The organism is Mycobacterium sp. 155, assembly GCF_000373905.1.
Lineage (GTDB): Bacteria > Actinomycetota > Actinomycetes > Mycobacteriales > Mycobacteriaceae > Mycobacterium.
Map to the genome: position 1 here is coordinate 3249823 of NZ_KB892705.1, position 20358 is coordinate 3270180.

Annotated in this window: 19 protein-coding genes; 10 read left to right on the top strand and 9 right to left on the bottom strand. The window is 65.6% G+C overall.

Annotation, left to right across the window (positions count from 1 at the left end; translation table 11 throughout):
* Positions 1-6: 6 nt before the first annotated feature.
* From B133_RS0115635 to B133_RS0115655, 5 genes are all read right to left on the bottom strand, one after another.
* A complete protein-coding gene (locus B133_RS0115635; RefSeq protein WP_018602397.1) occupies positions 7-783 on the bottom strand; it encodes an SDR family oxidoreductase in 777 nt (258 codons plus the stop codon).
* A 36-nt stretch (positions 784-819) separates the two neighbouring features.
* Positions 820-1677, bottom strand: a complete 858-nt coding sequence (gene ttfA, locus B133_RS0115640) for a trehalose monomycolate transport factor TtfA (RefSeq protein ID WP_018602398.1) — start codon at positions 1675-1677, stop codon at positions 820-822.
* A 143-nt stretch (positions 1678-1820) separates the two neighbouring features.
* A complete protein-coding gene (gene clpB, locus B133_RS0115645) occupies positions 1821-4367 on the bottom strand; it encodes an ATP-dependent chaperone ClpB (protein WP_018602399.1) in 2547 nt (848 codons plus the stop codon).
* Positions 4368-4518: 151 nt separating this feature from the next.
* Positions 4519-5271, bottom strand: coding sequence for an amidohydrolase (locus B133_RS0115650; protein ID WP_198291076.1), 753 nt, complete (start codon positions 5269-5271; stop codon positions 4519-4521).
* Between the two features lie 73 nt (positions 5272-5344).
* Complete coding sequence (locus B133_RS0115655; protein WP_018602401.1) at positions 5345-5938, bottom strand: TetR/AcrR family transcriptional regulator; 594 nt, start codon at positions 5936-5938, stop codon at positions 5345-5347.
* A gap of 133 nt (positions 5939-6071) precedes the next feature.
* Here B133_RS0115655 and B133_RS0115660 point away from each other — a divergent pair, with 133 nt between their 5' ends.
* The 7 genes from B133_RS0115660 (at position 6072) to B133_RS0115690 (ending at position 12078) form a co-directional block, all read left to right on the top strand.
* Positions 6072-6695, top strand: a complete 624-nt coding sequence (locus tag B133_RS0115660; RefSeq protein WP_018602402.1) for an adenylate cyclase — start codon at positions 6072-6074, stop codon at positions 6693-6695.
* Positions 6696-6758: 63 nt separating this feature from the next.
* Positions 6759-7427, top strand: a complete 669-nt coding sequence (locus B133_RS0115665; protein ID WP_018602403.1) for a GAP family protein — start codon at positions 6759-6761, stop codon at positions 7425-7427.
* Positions 7428-7546: 119 nt separating this feature from the next.
* Positions 7547-9073 (top strand): EspA/EspE family type VII secretion system effector, encoded by a 1527-nt coding sequence (locus B133_RS23380; protein WP_018602404.1) that lies wholly within the window; start codon positions 7547-7549, stop codon positions 9071-9073.
* Positions 9061-9372: an ESX-1 secretion-associated protein gene (locus B133_RS0115675; protein ID WP_036418659.1), complete on the top strand. Its 312-nt coding sequence runs from the start codon at positions 9061-9063 to the stop codon at positions 9370-9372. Before B133_RS23380 ends, B133_RS0115675 begins: the two co-directional genes overlap by 13 nt.
* 59 nt (positions 9373-9431) lie before the next feature.
* Positions 9432-9926 carry a hypothetical protein gene (locus B133_RS0115680; protein ID WP_018602406.1) on the top strand — a complete coding sequence of 165 codons (495 nt, stop codon included), beginning with the start codon at positions 9432-9434 and terminating at the stop codon, positions 9924-9926.
* Positions 9927-9964: 38 nt separating this feature from the next.
* Complete coding sequence (locus B133_RS0115685) at positions 9965-11131, top strand: FAD-binding oxidoreductase (RefSeq protein ID WP_018602407.1); 1167 nt, start codon at positions 9965-9967, stop codon at positions 11129-11131.
* A 44-nt stretch (positions 11132-11175) separates the two neighbouring features.
* Positions 11176-12078: an aldose 1-epimerase gene (locus B133_RS0115690; RefSeq protein ID WP_018602408.1), complete on the top strand. Its 903-nt coding sequence runs from the start codon at positions 11176-11178 to the stop codon at positions 12076-12078.
* Positions 12079-12143: 65 nt separating this feature from the next.
* On the opposite strand, the gene B133_RS0115695 is transcribed toward B133_RS0115690, so the two are convergent.
* The 4 genes from B133_RS0115695 to dnaK all read right to left on the bottom strand — a co-directional run bounded on the left by B133_RS0115695 (position 12144) and on the right by dnaK (position 16284).
* Positions 12144-12521 carry a heat shock protein transcriptional repressor HspR gene (locus B133_RS0115695; protein ID WP_018602409.1) on the bottom strand — a complete coding sequence of 126 codons (378 nt, stop codon included), beginning with the start codon at positions 12519-12521 and terminating at the stop codon, positions 12144-12146.
* A gap of 61 nt (positions 12522-12582) precedes the next feature.
* Positions 12583-13767, bottom strand: a complete 1185-nt coding sequence (gene dnaJ, locus B133_RS0115700; protein WP_018602410.1) for a molecular chaperone DnaJ — start codon at positions 13765-13767, stop codon at positions 12583-12585.
* Between the two features lie 40 nt (positions 13768-13807).
* Positions 13808-14437 carry a nucleotide exchange factor GrpE gene (gene grpE / locus B133_RS0115705; protein WP_018602411.1) on the bottom strand — a complete coding sequence of 210 codons (630 nt, stop codon included), beginning with the start codon at positions 14435-14437 and terminating at the stop codon, positions 13808-13810.
* Positions 14434-16284: a molecular chaperone DnaK gene (gene dnaK, locus B133_RS0115710; RefSeq protein WP_018602412.1), complete on the bottom strand. Its 1851-nt coding sequence runs from the start codon at positions 16282-16284 to the stop codon at positions 14434-14436. Before dnaK ends, grpE begins: the two co-directional genes overlap by 4 nt.
* 353 nt (positions 16285-16637) lie before the next feature.
* Between dnaK and B133_RS0115715 the strand changes: the two genes are divergently transcribed.
* The 3 genes from B133_RS0115715 (at position 16638) to B133_RS0115725 (ending at position 20356) form a co-directional block, all read left to right on the top strand.
* The gene (locus B133_RS0115715) at positions 16638-17654 is read left to right on the top strand and encodes a proline racemase family protein (protein ID WP_018602413.1); all 1017 of its coding nucleotides are present in this window, start codon (positions 16638-16640) and stop codon (positions 17652-17654) included.
* Positions 17655-17829: 175 nt separating this feature from the next.
* Positions 17830-19101 (top strand): Xaa-Pro peptidase family protein, encoded by a 1272-nt coding sequence (locus B133_RS0115720; RefSeq protein ID WP_018602414.1) that lies wholly within the window; start codon positions 17830-17832, stop codon positions 19099-19101.
* Positions 19102-19105: 4 nt separating this feature from the next.
* Positions 19106-20356, top strand: a complete 1251-nt coding sequence (locus tag B133_RS0115725) for a Xaa-Pro peptidase family protein (RefSeq protein ID WP_018602415.1) — start codon at positions 19106-19108, stop codon at positions 20354-20356.
* The last annotated feature ends 2 nt before the right edge of the window (positions 20357-20358 follow it).

Sequence of the window (20358 nt, forward strand, 5' to 3'; positions counted from 1 at the left end):
TGTGCCTCAGGTTCTGCCACGGCCGTTGCCTACCGCCTTTGTGATGACGCGCACCAGGTTTCGCGGAATCATTCGGCTGCCCGTGGTGAGCGCCTTGTAGAGCAGACCGGGCACGATGACGACCTTGCCCTTGGCGACGTCGGCCAGGCATTCGCGCACCACGTCCTCGACCTCCAGCCACATGAACGACGGCGTATTGGCCATGTCGATACCGGCTCTGGCATGGAACTCGGTACGGATGAAACCCGGGCACAGCGCGTGCACGCCCACCCCGGTTCCGGCAAGTCCGTTGGCCAGCCCTTCGCTGAAGGAGACCACCCACGCCTTGGACGCCGAATACGTCGACCCGCGGCCCGAGACTAGGCCGGCCACACTGGCCACGTTGATCACGGTCCCGCTGCCCGCCGCCACCATCGCCGGCAGGGCCGCATGCGTCAGCTGCATCACCGCGGTGACATTGACGTCCAATTGGGCCTGCAACCGGGAGAACTCGCTGGTCCAGAACTCACCGGAGGTGGCGAACCCGGCGTTGTTGACCAATACCTCTACGCCGGACCGGAGCCTGTCGGCGACCTTGGCACGGTCGGCAGCCACTGCCAGGTCGGCGGGCAGCACCTCGACTTCAGCACCCACGTCGTCGTGGAGTTCGGCGGCCAGCTGTTCGAGGCGTGCGGTGTCACGCGCGACGAGCACCAGGTCGTAGCCGTCACGCGCATACCTGCGGGCGAATCCCGATCCGAGCCCCGAAGTAGGTCCGGTGATCAAAGCAACGGGGCGGGCCATGTCCTAGAGAGTAGTCAACCGCCTGAGGTCAGTTACTCAGCGCTGGTAGTGCGGTGCGTATCGCCCGTTGCGCGCCGGAGGCGGTGTCCTGCGGATCGTATCCGAGCGGCTCGTCTCCGGACGCTGCTGCGTGTACTGGCTCACGTCGCCGTGTCCGGGCGGTGCGTCGGCCCGGCCCGGCGGCAGCTCACGCCGGCCTGCGGCGGTGGGCTGCAACGGGCGACTTGGCGCCCCGGCCCGGTGCACCAGTGCGGCCTGACTGGCCGGTGCGGCGGAGCCATTCTGTGGAACGGGTGGAAGCACCCGCAGCAGATCATTGAACTGCCGAACGGTGCGCAGCCCTTCGTCCCACTGGGCACGGGTGCTCGTGACCGGCATGCTCACCAGCGTCCAGTGCTGCTCGTTCCACATGATCTCGGCGCAGTCCGGGGCAGTGTGGGCGAACGTCACCATCCGGCGGTCACAGGCACGACGGGCGGCGTCGAGGTTGGTGGAATACACCATCCGCGGGCCGATCGCGCCGAGCAGCCAGATATCGCTCTCCCGGGGCTCCTTGATGCCTTTGAGTCGCAGGTCGACGACGACATTGGTGCCGACCTTGCGGTGCAGCGCGATCACCGTGGCGACTTCGTCGATGTCGAAGATGAATACCGCCTCGCCACGAATCTGGCCGAGCACGACATTCTTGGCCGTGACGTCGCCGACAGTCGACATCACCCCGCGCTTCCAGCGCTTGAGGATCTCGTCGGACTCGTGCTCGTAGTCGAAGCCATGCGACTTCGCCCACGACTTGCGGCGTCGCCCCAACCCACGTCGACGGTCGATGTCGACGTACAGCAGCACCGCCGCACCCACGAAACAAAGTGCAGACAGCGTGAACCAGAGCGGGACCATCGGGCATAGCCTACTTGTTGCGATGCCAGTTGCTCGAACGAAGTGAGGTCACAACCCGGTTACGTGCGGGTTTGTACACGCCGAGTGGCCACTTATCGCACATGCCTATCGATAAAGCGTGCGATAAGTGGCCACTCAAGCGCTCATCCCAGGACGAGGCTTTCGCCGTCCTCGCTGACGTTCACCGGCACCACGTCGCCGTCGTGCACCTCCCCGGCCAGCAGCTTCTTGGCGAGCTGATCGCCGATGGCCTGCTGCACCAGCCGGCGCAGCGGACGCGCGCCGTAGAGCGGGTCGAAACCACGGTCCCCCAGCCACTTCTTGGCATCCAACGACACATCGAGAGACAGCCGGCGCTGCGCCAGCCGCTTGTCGAGCTGCTGGAGCTGGATGTCGACGATCGAGACCAACTCTTCGGGCTTGAGCGGGTCGAAGATCAGCACGTCGTCGAGCCGGTTGATGAACTCCGGTTTGAACGCCGCCCGCACCGCCGCCATCACCTGCTCCGGGGTGCCACCGGCACCCAAGTTGGACGTCAGGATCAGGATCGTGTTGCGGAAGTCGACGGTGCGGCCCTGACCATCGGTCAACCGGCCCTCATCGAGCACCTGCAACAGCACGTCGAACACGTCCGGGTGGGCCTTCTCGATCTCGTCGAACAGCACCACCGTGTACGGACGTCTACGCACCGCCTCGGTCAGCTGACCGCCGGCGTCGTAGCCGACGTAGCCGGGAGGGGCGCCGACCAGCCGAGCCACCGAGTGCTTCTCGCCGTACTCGCTCATGTCGATACGGACCATGGCCCGCTCGTCGTCGAACAGGAACTCGGCCAGCGCCTTGGCCAGCTCGGTCTTACCCACACCGGTCGGGCCCAGGAACATGAACGAGCCCGTCGGCCGGTTGGGATCGGCCACTCCGGCGCGGCTGCGCCGCACCGCATCCGACACCGCGACCACCGCCTCGGCCTGTCCGATGACGCGTTTGCCCAGCTCCTGCTCCATGCGCAGCAGCTTGGCGGTCTCGCCCTCGAGCATCCGGCCGGCCGGAATACCGGTCCATGCCTCGACCACCTCGGCGATGTCGTCGGGGCCGACCTCTTCCTTGAGCATGACATTCTCGCGGGCTTCCGCGACCGGCAGCGCCGCGTCGAGCTTCTTCTCGACCTCGGGGATGCGGCCGTAGCGCAGCTCGGCAGCCTTGGCCAGGTCGCCGTCACGCTCGGCCCGGTCGGCCGCGCCACGCAGCGTGTCCAGCTGTTCCTTGAGTTCACGGACGACGTCGATGGCGCCCTTCTCGTTCTGCCAGCGGGTGGTCAGCTCGGACAACTTCTCCTTGTAGTCCGCCAGCTCGGAACGCAGCTTTTCCAGGCGCTCCTTGGAGGCGTCGTCCTCCTCCTTGGACAGCGCCATCTCCTCGATCTCGAGACGACGGACCAGTCGCTCGACCTCGTCGATCTCGACGGGCCGGGAGTCGATCTCCATACGCAACCGGGATGCGGCCTCGTCGACCAGGTCGATGGCCTTGTCAGGCAAGAACCGGCTGGTGATGTAGCGGTCGGACAGCGTCGCGGCCGCGACCAACGCGGAGTCGGTGATGCGCACACCGTGGTGCACCTCGTAGCGATCCTTGAGACCGCGCAGGATGCCGACGGTGTCCTCCACTGACGGCTCGCCGACCAGCACCTGCTGGAACCGGCGCTCCAGGGCCGCGTCCTTCTCGATGTACTTGCGGTACTCGTCGAGCGTGGTGGCTCCGACCAGCCGCAGCTCACCACGGGCCAGCATGGGCTTGATCATGTTGCCCGCGTCCATCGCGGATTCGCCGGTGGCACCGGCGCCGACGATGGTGTGCAGCTCGTCGATGAACGTGATGATCTGCCCGGCCGAGTTCTTGATGTCGTCGAGGACGGCCTTGAGGCGCTCCTCGAATTCACCGCGGTACTTGGCACCGGCCACCATGGACCCGAGATCCAGGCTGATGACGGTCTTGTCCCGCAGGCTCTCGGGCACGTCGCCTTCGACAATGCGCTGGGCCAGACCCTCGACGATCGCCGTCTTGCCTACGCCGGGTTCGCCGATGAGCACCGGGTTGTTCTTGGTACGCCGGCTCAACACCTGAACGACGCGGCGAATCTCGTTATCGCGCCCGATGACCGGGTCGAGCTTGCCTTCGCGGGCCCGCGCAGTCAGGTCGGTCGAGTACTTCTCCAGCGCCTGGTAACTGCCCTCGGGGTCGGGGCTGGTGACCCGCGCGCTGCCGCGGACCTTGGTGAACGCCTCCCGCAGGGCTTGCGGCGACGCGCCGTTGTTGGTGAGCAGCTTGGCGACCTCGGAATCACCCGTGGCCAGGCCGACCATCAGATGTTCGGTGGAGACGTATTCGTCGTCCATCTCGGTCGCGAGCTGCTGGGCCGTGGTGATCGCAGCGAGCGATTCACGGCTCAGCTGCGGTTGCGAGCTCGCGCCACTGGCGCTGGGCAGCTGATCGAGCAGCCGTTGCGCTCCGTCGCGAATCGTCGCGGGATCGACACCGACGGCCTCCAATAGAGGAGCGGCAATGCCATCGTTCTGGGTGAGCAGTGCCATCAATAAGTGGGCGGGCCGGATCTCCGGGTTGCCTGCGGAGCTGGCCGCCTGCAACGCTGAGGTCAGCGCCGCCTGAGTCTTGGTCGTCGGATTGAACGAGTCCACGACACCTCCCTTTTCTGTTAGAGAAAATGCTTGTCGTCTTGTCCAACGCAGTCAAGGTTGAGTCTGTTCCGCTCAAGTCTGAAAAATTTTTCGCGGGACCGCTTTCACGTGTTCACGGAAGGCCCACGACCCCGATTCTCGGTGACGGTCCTCACGACCCGAGGTAGAACGCGGCCGCGTTGTTCCAGAACACGTCGCCGACTCGCTCGGACGGCAGGACCTGCGCGATGTACTCGAAATCCTCGTCCTGGAACGGGCGGCGAGCGCGGGTGGAGGGCAGGTCTGTGCCCACCATGAGCGCAGTCGAATCGACGTCCATGATCGCCCGGATCACGGCTGCGGGATCGAGATCGACGCGTCCGAAGCCGGTGGCCTTGACCTTCACGCCCTGCTCGACGAGGCGCAGCAGATTCGGCAATCCGTCCTCGTGCATGCCGAGGTGATCGATGCTGACCGCTGGAAGCCCCGCGATCCGGCGCGAGAGCTCGTCGTCGATGGTCCGGGCGTCGATGTAGAGCTCGGCGTGCCACCCGGCGACGTCGTACACACGGCGAGCGAGTCGATCCATGTCCTCCAAATCGGCCGATCCGCCGCGGGCAACGTTGAACCGCACCGCACGCACGCCCGACTCGTGCAACTCGCGGATGCGGTCGTCACTGGTGTCGACGGGGATCTGTGTGACCCCGACGTAGCCCGGGCCGAGAGCCTTGAGCGCGTCGATCAGATAGCCCTGGTCGAAAGCCTGGAACGACCCGGAGACGACCGCGCCACCGGCGATTCCCAGCCCATCGATCCGTGCCCGGTAGTCGGCGACAGTGAACGGCTCGGGCATGTACCCGTTGTTCTCGACGAGCGGGTGGGCGGGGTCGACGATGTGCAGGTGTGTGTCGAAGATCGGCTGTATCACGGGCGGATTCCTTCTGTCTGACGGGCGAGTGGGGTTTCGAAATTCCGCAGTCCCGGTCTGAGGGTGTTCTTCACGAGTTCGCCTGGCGGGCCAGCGGCAGAGCCGATGCGGCGGCGATCATCGCCTCGACACTCCTGCGGACGTCCACGATCGCCGTCGTGTCGCCGGTGGTGATCACGCGCGCATTCGCGCCGTCGATCAGGAACATCAGCGTCGAGCCCCACCACTGGGGGTCGGGCAGACCGTCGGACGCGGCAAGATCCGCGAGCATCCCGCGCAGCCAGGTCTTGTAGGCGGCGATCACCACACGCGCCGGATGCTCCGGGTCCGGCAACTCCGCGGCCGCATTGGTGAACGGGCAGCCGCGGAAGCCGGGCTTCGCGTGCCCGACGGCGAACCAGTCGAACAGCGCCAGCACACGGCTCTCCGTCTCTGGCGGCAGTTGGTCGAGGTGGTTCGCGATCGTGCGTTCACGGTCCTCGCGACGACGGTCGAGCACCGCCGCGATCAGGCCTGCCTTCGACCCGAACTGCGCGTACAGCGTCGGCTTGGACACCCCGGACTCCTCGACCACGCGGTCGACCCCGATCGCTCCGATGCCTTCGGCGTAGAAGAGACGCGCCGCGACCGCGAGGATGCGCTCACCGCCAACTGTGTACTCCATTGCTACTTAACTTACAGGTCTGTTAAGTCCCCGGTAAACGACGCGATGATGAGCTTTCGAGCGGTCACCACATGGCGCGACCGGGCGGTGGCAAATCCGCGCTGTCCCCGCGCCGCCAAGCTAACGTCTACCCATGTCCGAATACGGTTTCGGCGACTTCGAATATGAGCGAAAGTTCTTCGTCCGCGAATTGCCGGCCGTTGCCGCGTCGGATCCCTCACCCGCCCTCATCGTGCAGGCATACGTGTTCGCCGCCGACGGCTACGCGGTCCGGATCCGGGTGCAGGGTCCCGCGCCGACCGAACTGGACACCACGCCCGGCGAGCTCGTACAGGCCTTGGGCGACGAGGCGATCGGAACCATGACGGCCAAAGGCCCCGCCGTGGGAGGCACCCGCTACGAGGCCGAGCGCGATCTCGATCCGCTGGTCGCAGGGCAGATCGTGCGGCGGGCCGAGCATGTGCTCGCGAAGGTGCGGTACTCGGTCTGGCTGGGTGAAGACGGCTGGATCATCGACCGGTTCCTCGGCGCGAACGCCCCCCTGATGCTCTCCGAGGTGGAACGTGGCGGGCCCGTGGTGGACCTCGCGATACCCGCGTTCTGCGTGACCGAAGTGTCCGAGGACGACCGGTTCCGCAACGAATACCTGGCGCACCAGCCGTTCGGCGGCTGGGCCGACACGTACCGACGCGAACTCGACGTCTCAGGCCCGAGATTCGTCGACACCCTGGGCCGCAACCAGTTCGAAGGCGCCTGAGGGTCACTCAAGCCATATCGTTGCCAACGTCTCCGACGAATCCTGCGAACGGGAGAGCACGCCATGTCCGAAAGCTGGGGATCGGTGCTCACCGAACTCATCCCGCTGGCACTCGTGGTGGCGCTGTCGCCACTGTCGATCATCCCGGCCGTGCTGGTACTGCACACGCCCCGCCCACGGCCCACCGGACTGGCGTTCCTAGGCGGCTGGCTCGTCGGACTCTTTGTGCTGACAGCAGTGTTCGTCGAAGTGTCCAGTCTGCTCGGCGGACTCGACAAGGCACCGAGATGGGCGTCGTGGCTGCGCATCGTGCTCGGCGTCGCCCTCATCGTGTTCGGCGTCTACCGCTGGCTCACCCGGGCCAAATCCGAACACACCCCGGGCTGGCTGAACAGCATGAGCAAGCTGAGCCCAGTGCGCGCGGCCGCCGCGGGTGCGGCGCTGACGGCGATCAACCCCAAGGTGCTGTTCATCTGTGCCGCAGCGGGTTTGACGATCGGCAGCGCCGGACTCGGCCAACACCGGGCGTGGCCCGCGGTCATCTACTATGCGATGATCGCCAGCTCGACAGTGGCACTGCCCATCCTGGCGTACGCGATATCGGGTGATCGCCTGGATCCGCTGCTGGCCCGTGTCAAGGAGTGGATGGAGCGCCAGCATGCGGTACTCATGGCGGGGATCCTCATTGTGATCGGACTTCTGGTGCTGTACAAGGGTATTCACGCGCTCTAGGGACAAGCGGGCCAGGCTGAGTTCGTTTCCAGTCGACCCTCAAGCCGTCGTGAATTTGGTGCGTCGAGGCCTACCGACGCGCTGTTAGCCTCATTTGCGACGAGAGGGGGCGTTGCCACATGGCACCGAGATTTCCACACAATCCGGGCGGGCACCAGCCGCGTCACCCCCGCCGGCACCACCCGGAATCTGGCGCCGCCGGCGGTCACCACGGCAGCGACATCTTCAGCAAGATCTCGGATGTCAAAGACATCACCGACACCGTGTCCGACATCGTCAGCGACGTAAAGGACATCCTCAGCGGAACATTCGGCGGCCTGGGCCACCTGATCGACATCGGCCGACAGTTCTTCTCCAACGCACCGGAGACGCCGATCATCGACGCGGGCCTCAAGGTCATCAACGGCATGACCGAGATGTGCGGCGACGGCAGCCCTGACACGGGTGAGGGCTTCACGCATGGCGCCGACGAGTTCTCCGATGTCGGCGAGTCGCTCCGCTCTGCAGCTCCCGACGACAGCTGGACGGGTGGCGGCGCGAGCGCCTACGCCAAGCAGAACGACAAGCAACAGAGTCGGATGCAAAGCGTCGCCGAGACCGACAGCAGCATTGCGCAGGTCCTGGCACAGGAAGCCGACCAGCTCGGTGTGACGGTGCAGCAACTCAACAGTGCCGCAACGACTCTCCAACTCGCCATCCTGCCCGCCTCGATCGCGATGGCCGACCCGCTCGGCGGCGAAGCAGCCTCGGTCGCCATCCAGATCGCCGCGGTGGCCAGCGGCATGGCGATCGCCACTCCGACGATGGCCGACATGGTCAGCAACTCCATGCAGAACGCCCAGGCGATCCAACAGGCCGCCAATTCCTACCGCAAGGTCGCGTCGGATGCGAAACTCGATGGCGCACCGTTCTTCTCGCCTTCCTGGGGCGGTAGTCAACCACGACCACAGGAGCAGGATTCGCCGGTCAACGGCAAGCCCGAGCCCGGTTCGCCACTCTGGACGCCCAACCACACTCCGTCGGGTGCCAACGCGACCCCAAGCACCGGCGGCGGTACGACCTCGGGTGGTAGCGGGGGCAACCCCGGCGCAGGCGCAGGAAGTTCCCGCACCGGCGGCGCCCCGGTCAACTCCGAATCCCGCACCGTGACCCCGGCCAGCATGCCGACGGGATCACCCGGCGGACTGCCGACCGGGCTGCCCGGCGGCGGCGCGTCGGGCGTTGGGCAGTCCAGCGGACTGCTCGGCGGCCTGGGCAGCGCGCTGGGTTCGCTGATCGGCCAGGCCGCCCAGCAGGGTGCGCAAGCCGCCCAGAACGCGCAGAACCAGAAGGCCCAGGATCCCGATGCCGTCGGCGAGGACGAATCTCACGACACACACGGTAGGGACCTGGAGAAAGAGGACGACGCCAACAAGGACGATCAGCCGGACCCCAAGCCCGAGGACGCTGAACTTGCAGGCGCACAGACCGGGCCGGGCGCTACGGGCGAACGCGCACCGATTCACTTCGAGTTCGACTTGGACCGCGAGCAGGTACCCGGGCCGGTCACCGTGACGTTGGATCCGGATCATCCGACGGCCGCACCCACCGTCTCCCATCACCCATCCAGCAGACCTGACCAGAAGGGATACCCATGGGAAATTTGAACGTCACCACCGCACACCTACGCGAGTTGGCGAGTCGACAGACAGAAGCAGCCGGCGCCATCACCGAAGCCGCCGCCGCGACAGAGGGCACCGCAACGAACATGTGGAGCTCGCACGGCATGGTCTGCTCCGCCACGAACATGGCGGTGATGGCTGCCGACGGCGCCCGCCGCTCCGCGTGCGCCGCTGTTGCGAAGGTCTCGTCGACATTGTCGGAGATGCTCGACACGGCCGCCTCTCAATACGATCAGACCGACTCCACACAGGCCTCCGCGCTCGGCACCACGATCTACACCTGATGGTGCGACAGCACTCACGCTGCGGCACTGTCCCTTCCGCGCCTCCAGGGGGTTGAGCAATGGCTGATCACGACCGGTTCGACGACGGGCTGAGCGCGTTCGACTTCTCCGGCCCGCAACCACCGGCCGACGACGAGTACGACTTGGACAGCGACCTTGCCGCCTTCCACGAACCAGCTCAGGCGGCAGGCGACGACGACGACGACGACGACGACGAACAAGAAACCATGTTCTCGCTGTTCGTCGTCACCAATCCGCCAGGCACGGTCAGTGTCAGCGCGGCGATCAGCGGTCAGCTGCAACAGATTCAGCTCTCGTCCCGGGCCAGCCGGATGACTGAGTCCGAGCTCGGTTACGAGATCCTGCGGACCGCGGCGATCGCCCTCAAGAAATCGCAGGCGGGCCTGAACTACTTCGTGTACAGCATGCTGGTCAAACAGGGCATGGACCACTCATCCGCCCGCAATTTCGTGGAATTCGGCATGTCCCTGCCGAGCATTCAACAGGCCAAGGAGGCCGAGGCCGATTTCGTCGCCCAATATCGGCGGCAGTGAGTTCAGCCCGCGCATCGGCACGTTTAGAATGCGACCGCGTGGGCCTCGATGACCGTGATGCGTTGCAGGTACTCCGCGATGCCGTCGACCCTGAACACGGTTCCGGCACCCTGATCCGTGATTTCTACACCCACTGGTTCGTCACCGACCTGACCACACGGGATCTTTTTCCGCCGGACATGGAGCGGCAACGCACAGTCTTCGCCCAGGCGATGACCTGGCTGTTCTCCGAACTCATCGCCCAACGCGCCGAAGAGCCGGTGGCATTCCTGGCCCAGTTGGGCCGAGACCACCGTAAATACGGTGTGACACAACAACATTACGATTCAATGCAGGACGCCCTACTCACCACGATGCGCACGCATCTAGGTGCCGGCTTCACCGACCGGATCGCCGAGGCCGCACACGACGCGGTCGGGCTGTTCATCGGGGTGATGCGCGGGGCAGCTGATGCCGAGCAGTCCCCGGCCTACTGCGACGGCACCGTCATCGAGCACCTTCGCGTCACGCGCGACGTCTCGGTGATCCGACTCCACCTCGACCAGCCGCTGTTCTACCACCCCGGCCAGTACGTGACAGTCCAGGTGCCGCAGTGGCCGCGGCGGTGGCGTTACCTCAGTCCCTCCATTCCCACAGACCGGTCAGGCGTCATCGAGTTCCACGTCCGCTCGGTCACCGGTGGCATGGTGAGCACCGCGATCGTCGCCGAAACCCACACCGGGGATCGGTGGCGGATATCCAGCCCACACGGCGCCATGCACGTCGACCGGGCCGGCGAGGATGTGCTCATGGTCGCGGGCAGCACCGGGCTAGCGCCGCTGCGGACTCTTCTCATGGACATGACCCAGCACGGGGTGAACCCGCGCGTGCACCTGTTCTTCGGAGGGCGCTACCCGTGCGACCTCTATGACCTGAACACGCTCTGGCAGATCGCATCGATGAACCCGTGGTTGTCGGTGACACCGGTCTCCGAATACAGCACCGATCCGCCTTGGGCCACAGACTATCCCGATGTTCAGCCGCCCCGCGGCCTGCATGTCCGCCAGACCGGACGCCTTCCCGACGTGGTGACGCGCTACGGCGGCTGGGGTGACCGGCAGATCCTGATCTGCGGCGGTCCCGGCATGGTGGAGGCGACGAAAGCCGCGTTGATCGCCCGCGGTGCGCCACCGGAACGCATCCAGCATGACCCGCTGACAGACTGACTGGTACCCGTGTGGCATCCCGGACCACGTGACAGACTGGCGCCATGGCCGACTTTCAGCCCGTTATCCTGCGCGACCCGTCGTCAGCTCTGACCGCCACCTATGTACCGGTCGCCGGCATGGTGTGCACATCGCTGGCCGATGACGGCGTCGAGTTTCTCGGCCAGCGACGCGGCTTGGAGGCCTACATCACCACCGGCAAGACGATGGGCATCCCGATCCTCTACCCGTGGGCAAATCGGTTGAGCGCCAGCAAATACGCCATCAACGGCGCGGTCGTGACGCTCACACCCGGCGTGGCCGGGGTCCGCAGCGACCAACATGGTGTGCCCATCCATGGTGTACTGGCCGCCGACCCCGGTTGGTTGGTGATCGAACAAACCGACAACAAGCTGGTCGCGATCCTCGACTGGGGTGGTAAGCCGCGGCTACTGACGACCTTCCCATTCCCGCACATCCTGACGATGACGGTGACGCTGGCCGACCGCACGCTCACCGTGGCCACCACGGTGATGCCGTCGACCGCGGCGTCGGTACCTCTGTGTTACGGCTATCACCCGTATCTCAAGCTCCCCGACGTGCCCCGTGAGGAGTGGCAACTGCAGACGCCGACCATGCGGCATCTGCCGGTGGACAACTGGGGCATCCCAACCGGCGACACCGAGGAATGGGCTGGCGGCACCGAGCCGCTCAAGGACACCGAACTCGACCATGGGTTCGACCAGGTTCACGATGGTTCGGTATTCGCGATCTCGGGCGGCGGACGGCGCGTCGAGGTGACGTTCGTGCGCGGCTATCCGGCCGCGCAGCTCTTCGCGCCAAGCAACGACGATGTCATCGGGATCGAGCCGATGGCCGCGCCCACCGACGCGCTGCGCCGCGGAGACTACGCGATGGCCGTTCCGGGACAGCCCGAAACCAGTACGTTTTCGATCAAGGTCAGCTAAATGTCGAATGGCCGGTTATGACACGGTTTTTCGAAATTCGCGTGCGATAACTGGCCGCTCGGCAGCTAGCGGACGCCCCGTCGGGGCTGCCAGACAACCACGGCCTTGGAGGTCATCCCGACATCGTGGCGGGAGCCTGCGCTGAGCTGCTCCACCTGCTGGGTCAGCTCGGAGACCCTGGCGCGCAGGGCATCGACCTGATTGGTGAGTTCGATGATGCGCTTGATGCCGGCGAGGTTGACGCCTTCGTCCTGGGACAGGCGCTGCACCTCGCGCAGCAGATCGACGTCACGCTCCGAATACCGCCGTCCCCCACCGGAACTGCGTTGCGGGGTGACCAGGCCGAGCCGGTCGTATGTGCGCAGGGTCTGCGCGTGCATACCGGCCAGCTCGGCTGCCACCGAGATCAGAAACGTGCGTGCTTCCTCTTTACGCTTACTCATAGCAGTCGATTCCTCACCGTCTGCTCTTCGCGCACGCGCTCATCGCCGCGCCAGCGAGTCGTCATACGTTCCCCGCCCATCCGGCCCGCGGATCAAATCCACTGGCCCGCTCGGCTTTCGCGTATGCCTCCAGCGCCTCTGCCGCTTCGCCCTCGAGCTTCGGCGGTACCGCCACCTTCACGGTGACCAGCAGGTCGCCGTGACCACCGGACCGCTTGGGCACTCCGCGTCCACGAACCCGCAGGATCCGGCCGTCGGAGGTGCCCTTGGGCACCCGGACGCCGACCTTGCCGTCCAGCGTCGGCACGGAAAGTGTTGTGCCGAGCGCCAATTCGTGGAAACTCACCGGGACTGCGACGGTCAGGTCATCGCCGTCACGGCCGAACACCTTGTCCGGGCGCACATGCACGGTGACATAGAGGTCACCGGATGGTGCACCGCGCAATCCGGCCTCACCCTGTCCGGCCAGCCGGATGCGCTGACCGTCCTCGACGCCCGGAGGGATCCGGACGTTGATGGTGCGGGTCCGGGTGGTGACCCCGGTGCCTTTGCACTCATCACACGGGTGCTCGATGATCGAGCCGCTGCCCCGGCATTCGGTGCACGGCTCGGAGAACCCGAACGCGCCCTGGTTGCGGTTGACCACGCCAGAACCGTTGCAGTTCGGGCACACCTTCGGGCTGGTCCCCGGACGCGCACCGCTGCCGTGGCAGTTGGTGCACGGCGCCGGGCTGGTCAGCCGCAGCGGCATGGCCACGCCTTTGGTGGCTTCCAGGAACGACAGCTCGGTCTCGGTTTCCAGGTCATTGCCCCGCCGCGGCCGGCTCGGGCGCGGCTGCGCACCGCGCCCGAACAGTCCGCCGAAGAGATCACCGATGTTCGCGCCGCCGCTCTCTCCGGCCGCATCGAACAGGTCGCCGAGATTGAATTCAGCTCCGTCGGAACCGTATCCACCACCGAAGCCGCCGCCCCCACCGCTGCCGGTGTTGAACCGGCGGCCGAAGCCGCCGTCGGCGAACAGCCGCCGGGTTTCGTCATACTCCTTGCGCTTCGCGGGGTCCGACAGAACGCTGTTGGCTTCGGATACCGCCTTGAACCGCTCCGCGGCTCCCGCGTCGGGGTTCCGGTCGGGATGCAGCTCGGAGGCCAGTTTCCGGTAGGCCTTCTTGATCTGGTCGGCGCTGGCGTCAGAGGAGACGCCAAGCTCCTTGTAGAAGTCCTTCTCGACCCATTCACGCTGGGCCATACTGCGCCACCTCCTTACCTCGTCTCTTTAGTCGGTTTGTCTAGTTGTTTGATTTTGGGGCCTGGACAGCCGCGGCGTCCGGATTATCGGCACCGCCGGCGTCGGGCACGGTGTCGACGACACCGACCATGGCATGCCGCACCACCTGGTCACCGACCTTGTAACCGCGACGCATCACCATTCCGATCACCGGATGGGTTCCGTCGCCCTCGTGCTGCACGGCCTCGTGCAGCGACGGGTCGAATTCGTCGCCCTCTTGACCGAATGCGGAAAGGCCAAGCCCCTCAAGCGCGCCGACCAGCTTGTCGGCAACGGACTTGAGCGGTCCGGATTCCAGGTCACCGTGGCTGCGGGCCCGCTCGAGATCATCGAGCACGCCCAACAACTGGGTGACGACGGCGCCCTTGCTCCGCTCGGCGATGAGCTGCTGATCCCGCAGGGCGCGCTTGCGGTAGTTGTCGTACTCCGCCTTGACCCGCTGCAGGGTGGCCTTCAATTCGGCGATCTCATCGTTGGATGCGCCTGCGTCGGCGGCCGAACCCGAGGCGTCGGGCGCGGCGGACGCCGGCCCGCTGGGGGCCGACGCCTGCTCACGTACCTCGCCGGTGCTGGGATCGATGCGCCGTTTGTCGGTGATGGTCACCGGCTCGTGCGAATCGTTCTCACTCACTTGGTCTCCCTGTCATCGTCGACGACCTCGGCGTCAACCACGTCGTCATCGGAACTGGTGGAGCCTGAAGCACCGGCGGCCTGCTCGGCCTGAGTGGCCTCGTAGATGGCCTGACCCAGACCCTGGCTCTCCTCGCCCAGCTTCTCCATCGCGGACTTGATCGCGGCGATGTCGGTGCCTTCCAGCGCCTTCTTCGCGTCGGAGATCGCGGCGTCGACCTTGCTCAAGGTCTCCTCGGGCACCTTCGATCCGCCCTCGGCCTCGCGCTGCTCCTTGACGAACTTCTCCGTCTGGTAGACGAGCGACTCGGCCTGGTTGCGGACGTCGGCCTCTTCGCGACGCTTGCGGTCCTCGTCGGCGTGCGCCTCGGCGTCCTTGATCATCCGGTCGATCTCTTCCTTGGACAGGCCGGAGCCTTCCTGGATCTTGATCGTGTTTTCCTTGCCGGTGCCCTTGTCCTTGGCGGTGACGTGCACGATGCCGTTGGCGTCGATGTCGAAGGTGACCTCGATCTGCGGCACGCCGCGGGGGGCCGGCGGGATACCAGTCAGCTCGAAGGACCCGAGCAGCTTGTTGTGCGAAGCGATTTCACGCTCACCCTGGAAGACCTGGATCTGCACCGACGGCTGGTTGTCGTCAGCGGTGGTGAAGGTCTCCGACCGCTTGGTCGGGATGGTGGTGTTGCGCTCGATGAGCTTCGTCATCACGCCACCCTTGGTTTCGATACCCAGGGACAGCGGGGTGACGTCAAGCAGCAGAACGTCTTTCACCTCACCCTTGAGCACACCGGCCTGCAACGCGGCGCCCACGGCGACAACCTCGTCGGGGTTCACGCCCTTGTTGGGCTCCTTGCCGCCGGTCATCTCCTTGACCAGTTCGGTGACCGCGGGCATACGGGTGGAACCACCCACCAGCACCACGTGGTCGATGTCGCCCACGGCGATGCCGGCATCCTTGATCACCTGCTGGAACGGCTTGCGAGTGCGGTCCAGCAGATCTTGCGTGATGCGCTGGAACTCGGCACGGGTCAGCTGCTCGTCGAGGAACAGCGGGTTCTTGTCGGCGTCGACGGTGATGTAGGGCAGGTTGATCGAGGTGCTCTGCGAGCTCGAGAGTTCGATCTTGGCCTTCTCGGCGGCCTCACGCAGCCGTTGCATGGCCATCTTGTCCTTGGTCAGGTCGATGCCCGACGTGCCTTTGAACTTGTCGACCAGCCATTCCACGATGCGGTCGTCCCAGTCGTCGCCACCGAGGTGGTTGTCACCGGAAGTCGCGCGGACCTCGACGACGCCGTCGCCGATTTCCAGCAGCGAGACGTCGAAGGTGCCGCCACCGAGGTCGAAGACCAGGATGGTCTGTTCCTTCTCGCCCTTGTCCAAGCCGTAGGCCAAGGCGGCCGCGGTCGGCTCGTTGACGATGCGCAGCACGTTGAGGCCGGCGATCTGGCCGGCTTCCTTGGTGGCCTGACGCTGGGCGTCGTTGAAGTACGCGGGCACGGTGATGACGGCGTCTGCGATGTCCTCACCGAGGTAGGCCTCGGCGTCCCGCTTGAGTTTCATGAGCACACGCGCGCTGATCTCCTGCGCGGTGTAGTGCTTGCCGTCGATCTCCACGGACCAATCGGTGCCCATGTGGCGCTTGACCGAACGAATGGTCCGGTCGACGTTGGTCACCGCCTGGTTCTTGGCGGGCTGACCGACCAACACCTCGCCGTTGCGCGCGAACGCGACGACCGACGGGGTGGTGCGGGAGCCCTCGGAGTTGGCGACGACGACGGGGTCGCCACCTTCCAGAACCGCGACGACGGAGTTGGTGGTCCCGAGGTCGATACCGACCGCACGAGCCATAGTGTTGCCTCCTGTTAGACATGTAGGGGTCTGAGCGGACTGCGCTCAAGTCTGCTCCAACCGACTATCGATTGTCAACCCAGACTTGAGTCTGTTTCACTCAACTTGTTGTCGAACTGGTCAACGTGGGCTTCCCTGGATTTGTTCCCAACCTCGTAACTGTCGGAATCCGTCTGCCTTGTCGGACCGTCATCAAAGCTGTCGGATGCGTGTCGGAACGTCGGTAGCGCCGGCACGGGTAGTGCGGAGGTTTCCCGTCCGTGTTCCGGTGTCGCGGGCAGGGTGCGCGGTTAGGACGGCCCGCAGATGACGAGCTGGTTCCGTTTGTTCTGGTGGTGATAGCTTCTCGTCCCATGGCCGCTGCCCCGATCTCCGCTGTCGACTATCACACCGGTGGTGAGCCTTTCCGCATCGTGGCGGACGTCCCGGAGTTGGCCGGCGGTACGGTCGCGGCCAAGCGCGTCACCGCCATCACCGACCCGGCGGTGGACGGTCTACGGCAGCTGCTGTGTTTTGAGCCGCGCGGTCACGCCGACATGTACGGCGGGTTCCTGGTCCCGCCCGACGACGACGGCGCCGACCTCGGCGTGCTCTTCTGGCACAAGGACGGCTTCTCCACGGCGTGCGGGCACGGCACCATCGCACTGGGCGCATGGGCGCTGCACACCGGGAAAGTGGCCGAGGATCCTTCCGGTGTCACCGACGTCGTGATCGACGTTCCGTCCGGCCGAGTCACCGCGCGGGTGCACTCGGAAGGTGGCCGAGTGACCGGCGTCGAGTTCGTGAATGTGCCGAGCTACGTGCTCCATCGCGACGTCTCGGTGGAAACCTCACGCGGCACGATCAAGGCCGACGTGACGTTCGGCGGCGCGATCTACGCGCAGGTCGACGTCGCTGACGTGGGACTGGACGTCGCGCCCGCGGACCTCCCCGAACTGATTGCCCTCGGGCGCGAGGTGAAGGCCGCATTGTCGGGCACCGAGTACGCACGGCATCCCGAAGATGATCGCCTCAGCGGGATCTACGGCACCATCTTCTTCGCCGACGACGGAACCGACCAGCAAGGCAACCCGCGCCAGCGCAACGTCACCATCTTCGCCGACGGTCAAGTGGATCGCTCACCCTGCGGTTCGGGTACCAGCGCTCGCGTTGCGACGCTGGCCGCGCGCGGGCTTCTCGACGCCGAGCACGAACTGATCCACGGTTCCATCGTCGGGTCCGAGTTCCGCGCCCGCATCCGCGACACCGCAATCACCCTCGGGTACCCGAGCGTCGTTCCCGTGGTCACCGGGACGGCGTTCCGCACCGGCGAGCACCTCTTCAGCGTCGACCCCGACGACACCCTCATTCCAGGATTCGTCCTGCGTTAGCCAGATGGCCTCCAGTGCCATTGCACCGCTGCTCGCTGCGGTGTCGCTACCTCCGAATAGCTCTACCGCGGACTTCTGACTCAGCAATTTGCTACCGGCTGGTAAGCCCATTCCCCGGCTATGTGCGGGCCCACACTGTGTCGCACCGGTTCGACCGCGAGCGAAAAGAGACCACATGACCGCTGCGTCCGAGAGTCCCGCCGCATCCGATGCCGGCCAGGTTTTTCACGATCCGCGCAAGAGTGCCTACCTGAACCCCGACGGCGCGGACAAGCCGCTGATCAGCACCATCGGCGACGACGTCCTCGACCGCGCCCGGCGCTATCGGCTGGGACGCATCCGCGATCAAATCACCCAGCACGGTTACGCCGGGATGCTGCTCTACGACCCGGTCAACATCCGCTACGCGCTGGATTCGTCGAACATGGCGATCTGGACTATGCACGATCCGGTTCGTTATGCACTCATCGTCGCCGACGGTCCGGTGATCATGTTCGAAAGCGACGGCGCGCTGCACGTCAGCGAAGGCCTACCGACGGTCGACGACGTGCGGCTTGCGACGACGTGGATGTTCTTGACCGCCGGAAACGCCGCCAAGCGCAACGTCGAGACCTGGGCCGTAGAGATCCGCGAAGCCCTCGGCACCGGGCGCTGCACGCTAGCCGTCGATCGGCTCGAGCATCCGGGCGTGCAAGCACTCGCAAACCTGGGCGTCGGCGTCGTGGACGCGGGACCGCTCACCGAGCGCGCCCGCGCGATCAAAAGTGCGGACGAGCTCGAGCTGATGCGCTGGACCATCCGGGTCTGCGAGGCCGGGATGGCACGGGTTTACGAGGTGTCTGAACCGGGCCGCACCGAGCAGGAGATCTGGGCCGAACTGCACTACGAGAACGCCCGCTCGGGCGGCGAGTACATCGAGACGAAGCTGCTCACGGCCGGTCCCAACACCAATCCCTGGTTCAAGGAGTGCTCGTCGCGCAAGGTGCAGCGCGGGGAGATCATCGCGTTCGACACCGACATGGTCGGTCCGTACGGCTATCTCGCCGACCTCTCACGATCCTGGACCTGCGGACACGTGCCCATGACGCCGAAGCAACGTGAGCTCTACGCCGACGCACGCGAGCAGATCGACCACAACATGGCGCTGCTGCGGCCGGGCCTGGAGTTCACCGAGTTCAACGCACGCTCGTGGCAGATCCCGGAGAAGTACATTCCCTATCGGTACACCTGCGCCGTTCACGGTTCCGGTATGGCCGACGAGTGGCCCTTCATCGGCCTGCACCCTGACTTCGATCCCTCCTACGGCGGATGCTTCGAGGAGAACATGGTGATCAACGTGGAAAGCCTGATCGCCGAAAAGGGCAGCGAATCGATCAAGCTCGAAACCCAAGTCCTGCTCACCGCAAACGGAGCCGAGCGCCTGGACACGTTCCCGTGGGAGGACTGACGCCGTGACCGAGGGCTCGACTGACGTCTTCCACGATCCGCGCAAGCTGGCCTATCTCAATCCGGACGGTGCCGACAAACCTCTGATCAGCACGATCAGCGACGACGTCCTGGACCGCGCCCGCAGGTACCGACTGAGCCGGCTCCGCGGACAGCTGGCCCTGCACGACTGCGCGGCCATCCTGCTGTACGACCCGGTCAATATCCGGTACACGCTCGACTCGTCGAACATGATGATCTGGACCATGCACGACCCGTGCCGTTACGCGCTGATCGTCGCCGACGGGCCGGCGATCATGTTCGAGTTCGAGGGTGCGCTGCACGTCAACGACGGGCTCCCCGGAATCGACGAGGTGCGGTTGGCGACGTCGTGGATGTACCTCACCAAAGGCGATGCCACGGACCGCAACGTTGCATCGTGGGCCGCGGAGATCCGGGGGGCGCTCGGCGGCGGGCACTGCCGAATCGCCGTCGACCGGATTGATCCGCTCGGCGTCGACGCCCTCGCCAAACTCGGGGTGGACGTGATCGACGGCGGTCGGCTCACCGAACAGGCCCGCGCCATCAAGAGCCCCGACGAACTGGAGTTGATGCGCTGGACCATTCGGGTCTGCGAGGCCGGGATGGCTCGGGTCTACGAAGCCTCCGAGCCCGGCCGCACCGAGAACGAGATGTGGGCCGAACTGCACCATGAGAACGCCCGCTCGGGCGGCCAATATATCGAGACCAAGCTCCTGCTGTCCGGCCCGCGCACCAACCCTTGGTACTCGGAGTGCTCGGACCGGCGGGTGCAGCGCGGCGAAATCATCGCCTTCGATACCGATATGGTCGGTCCGTACAGCTATCTCGCGGACCTCTCCCGCTCCTGGACCTGCGGACATGTGCCCATGACGCCAAAACAACGCGAGCTCTACGCCGCCGCCCGCGAGCAGATCGACCACAACATGGCGCTACTGCGCCCCGGACTGTCCTTCGCAGAGTTCAACGCGAAGTCATGGCGGATTCCGGAGAAATACCAGCCCTACCGCTATACCTGCGCCGTTCACGGCAGTGGCATGGCCGACGAGTGGCCCTTCCTCCCGCTACACCCGGACTTCGATCCGGACTACAGCGGCGGCGGCTTCGAAGAGAACATGGTGATCAACGTGGAAAGCCTCATCGCGGAGCAGGGCAGCGAGTCGATCAAGCTCGAAACCCAGGTACTGGTCACCGCGAACGGCCCCGAGCGCCTGGACACGTTCCCATGGGAGGACTAGGC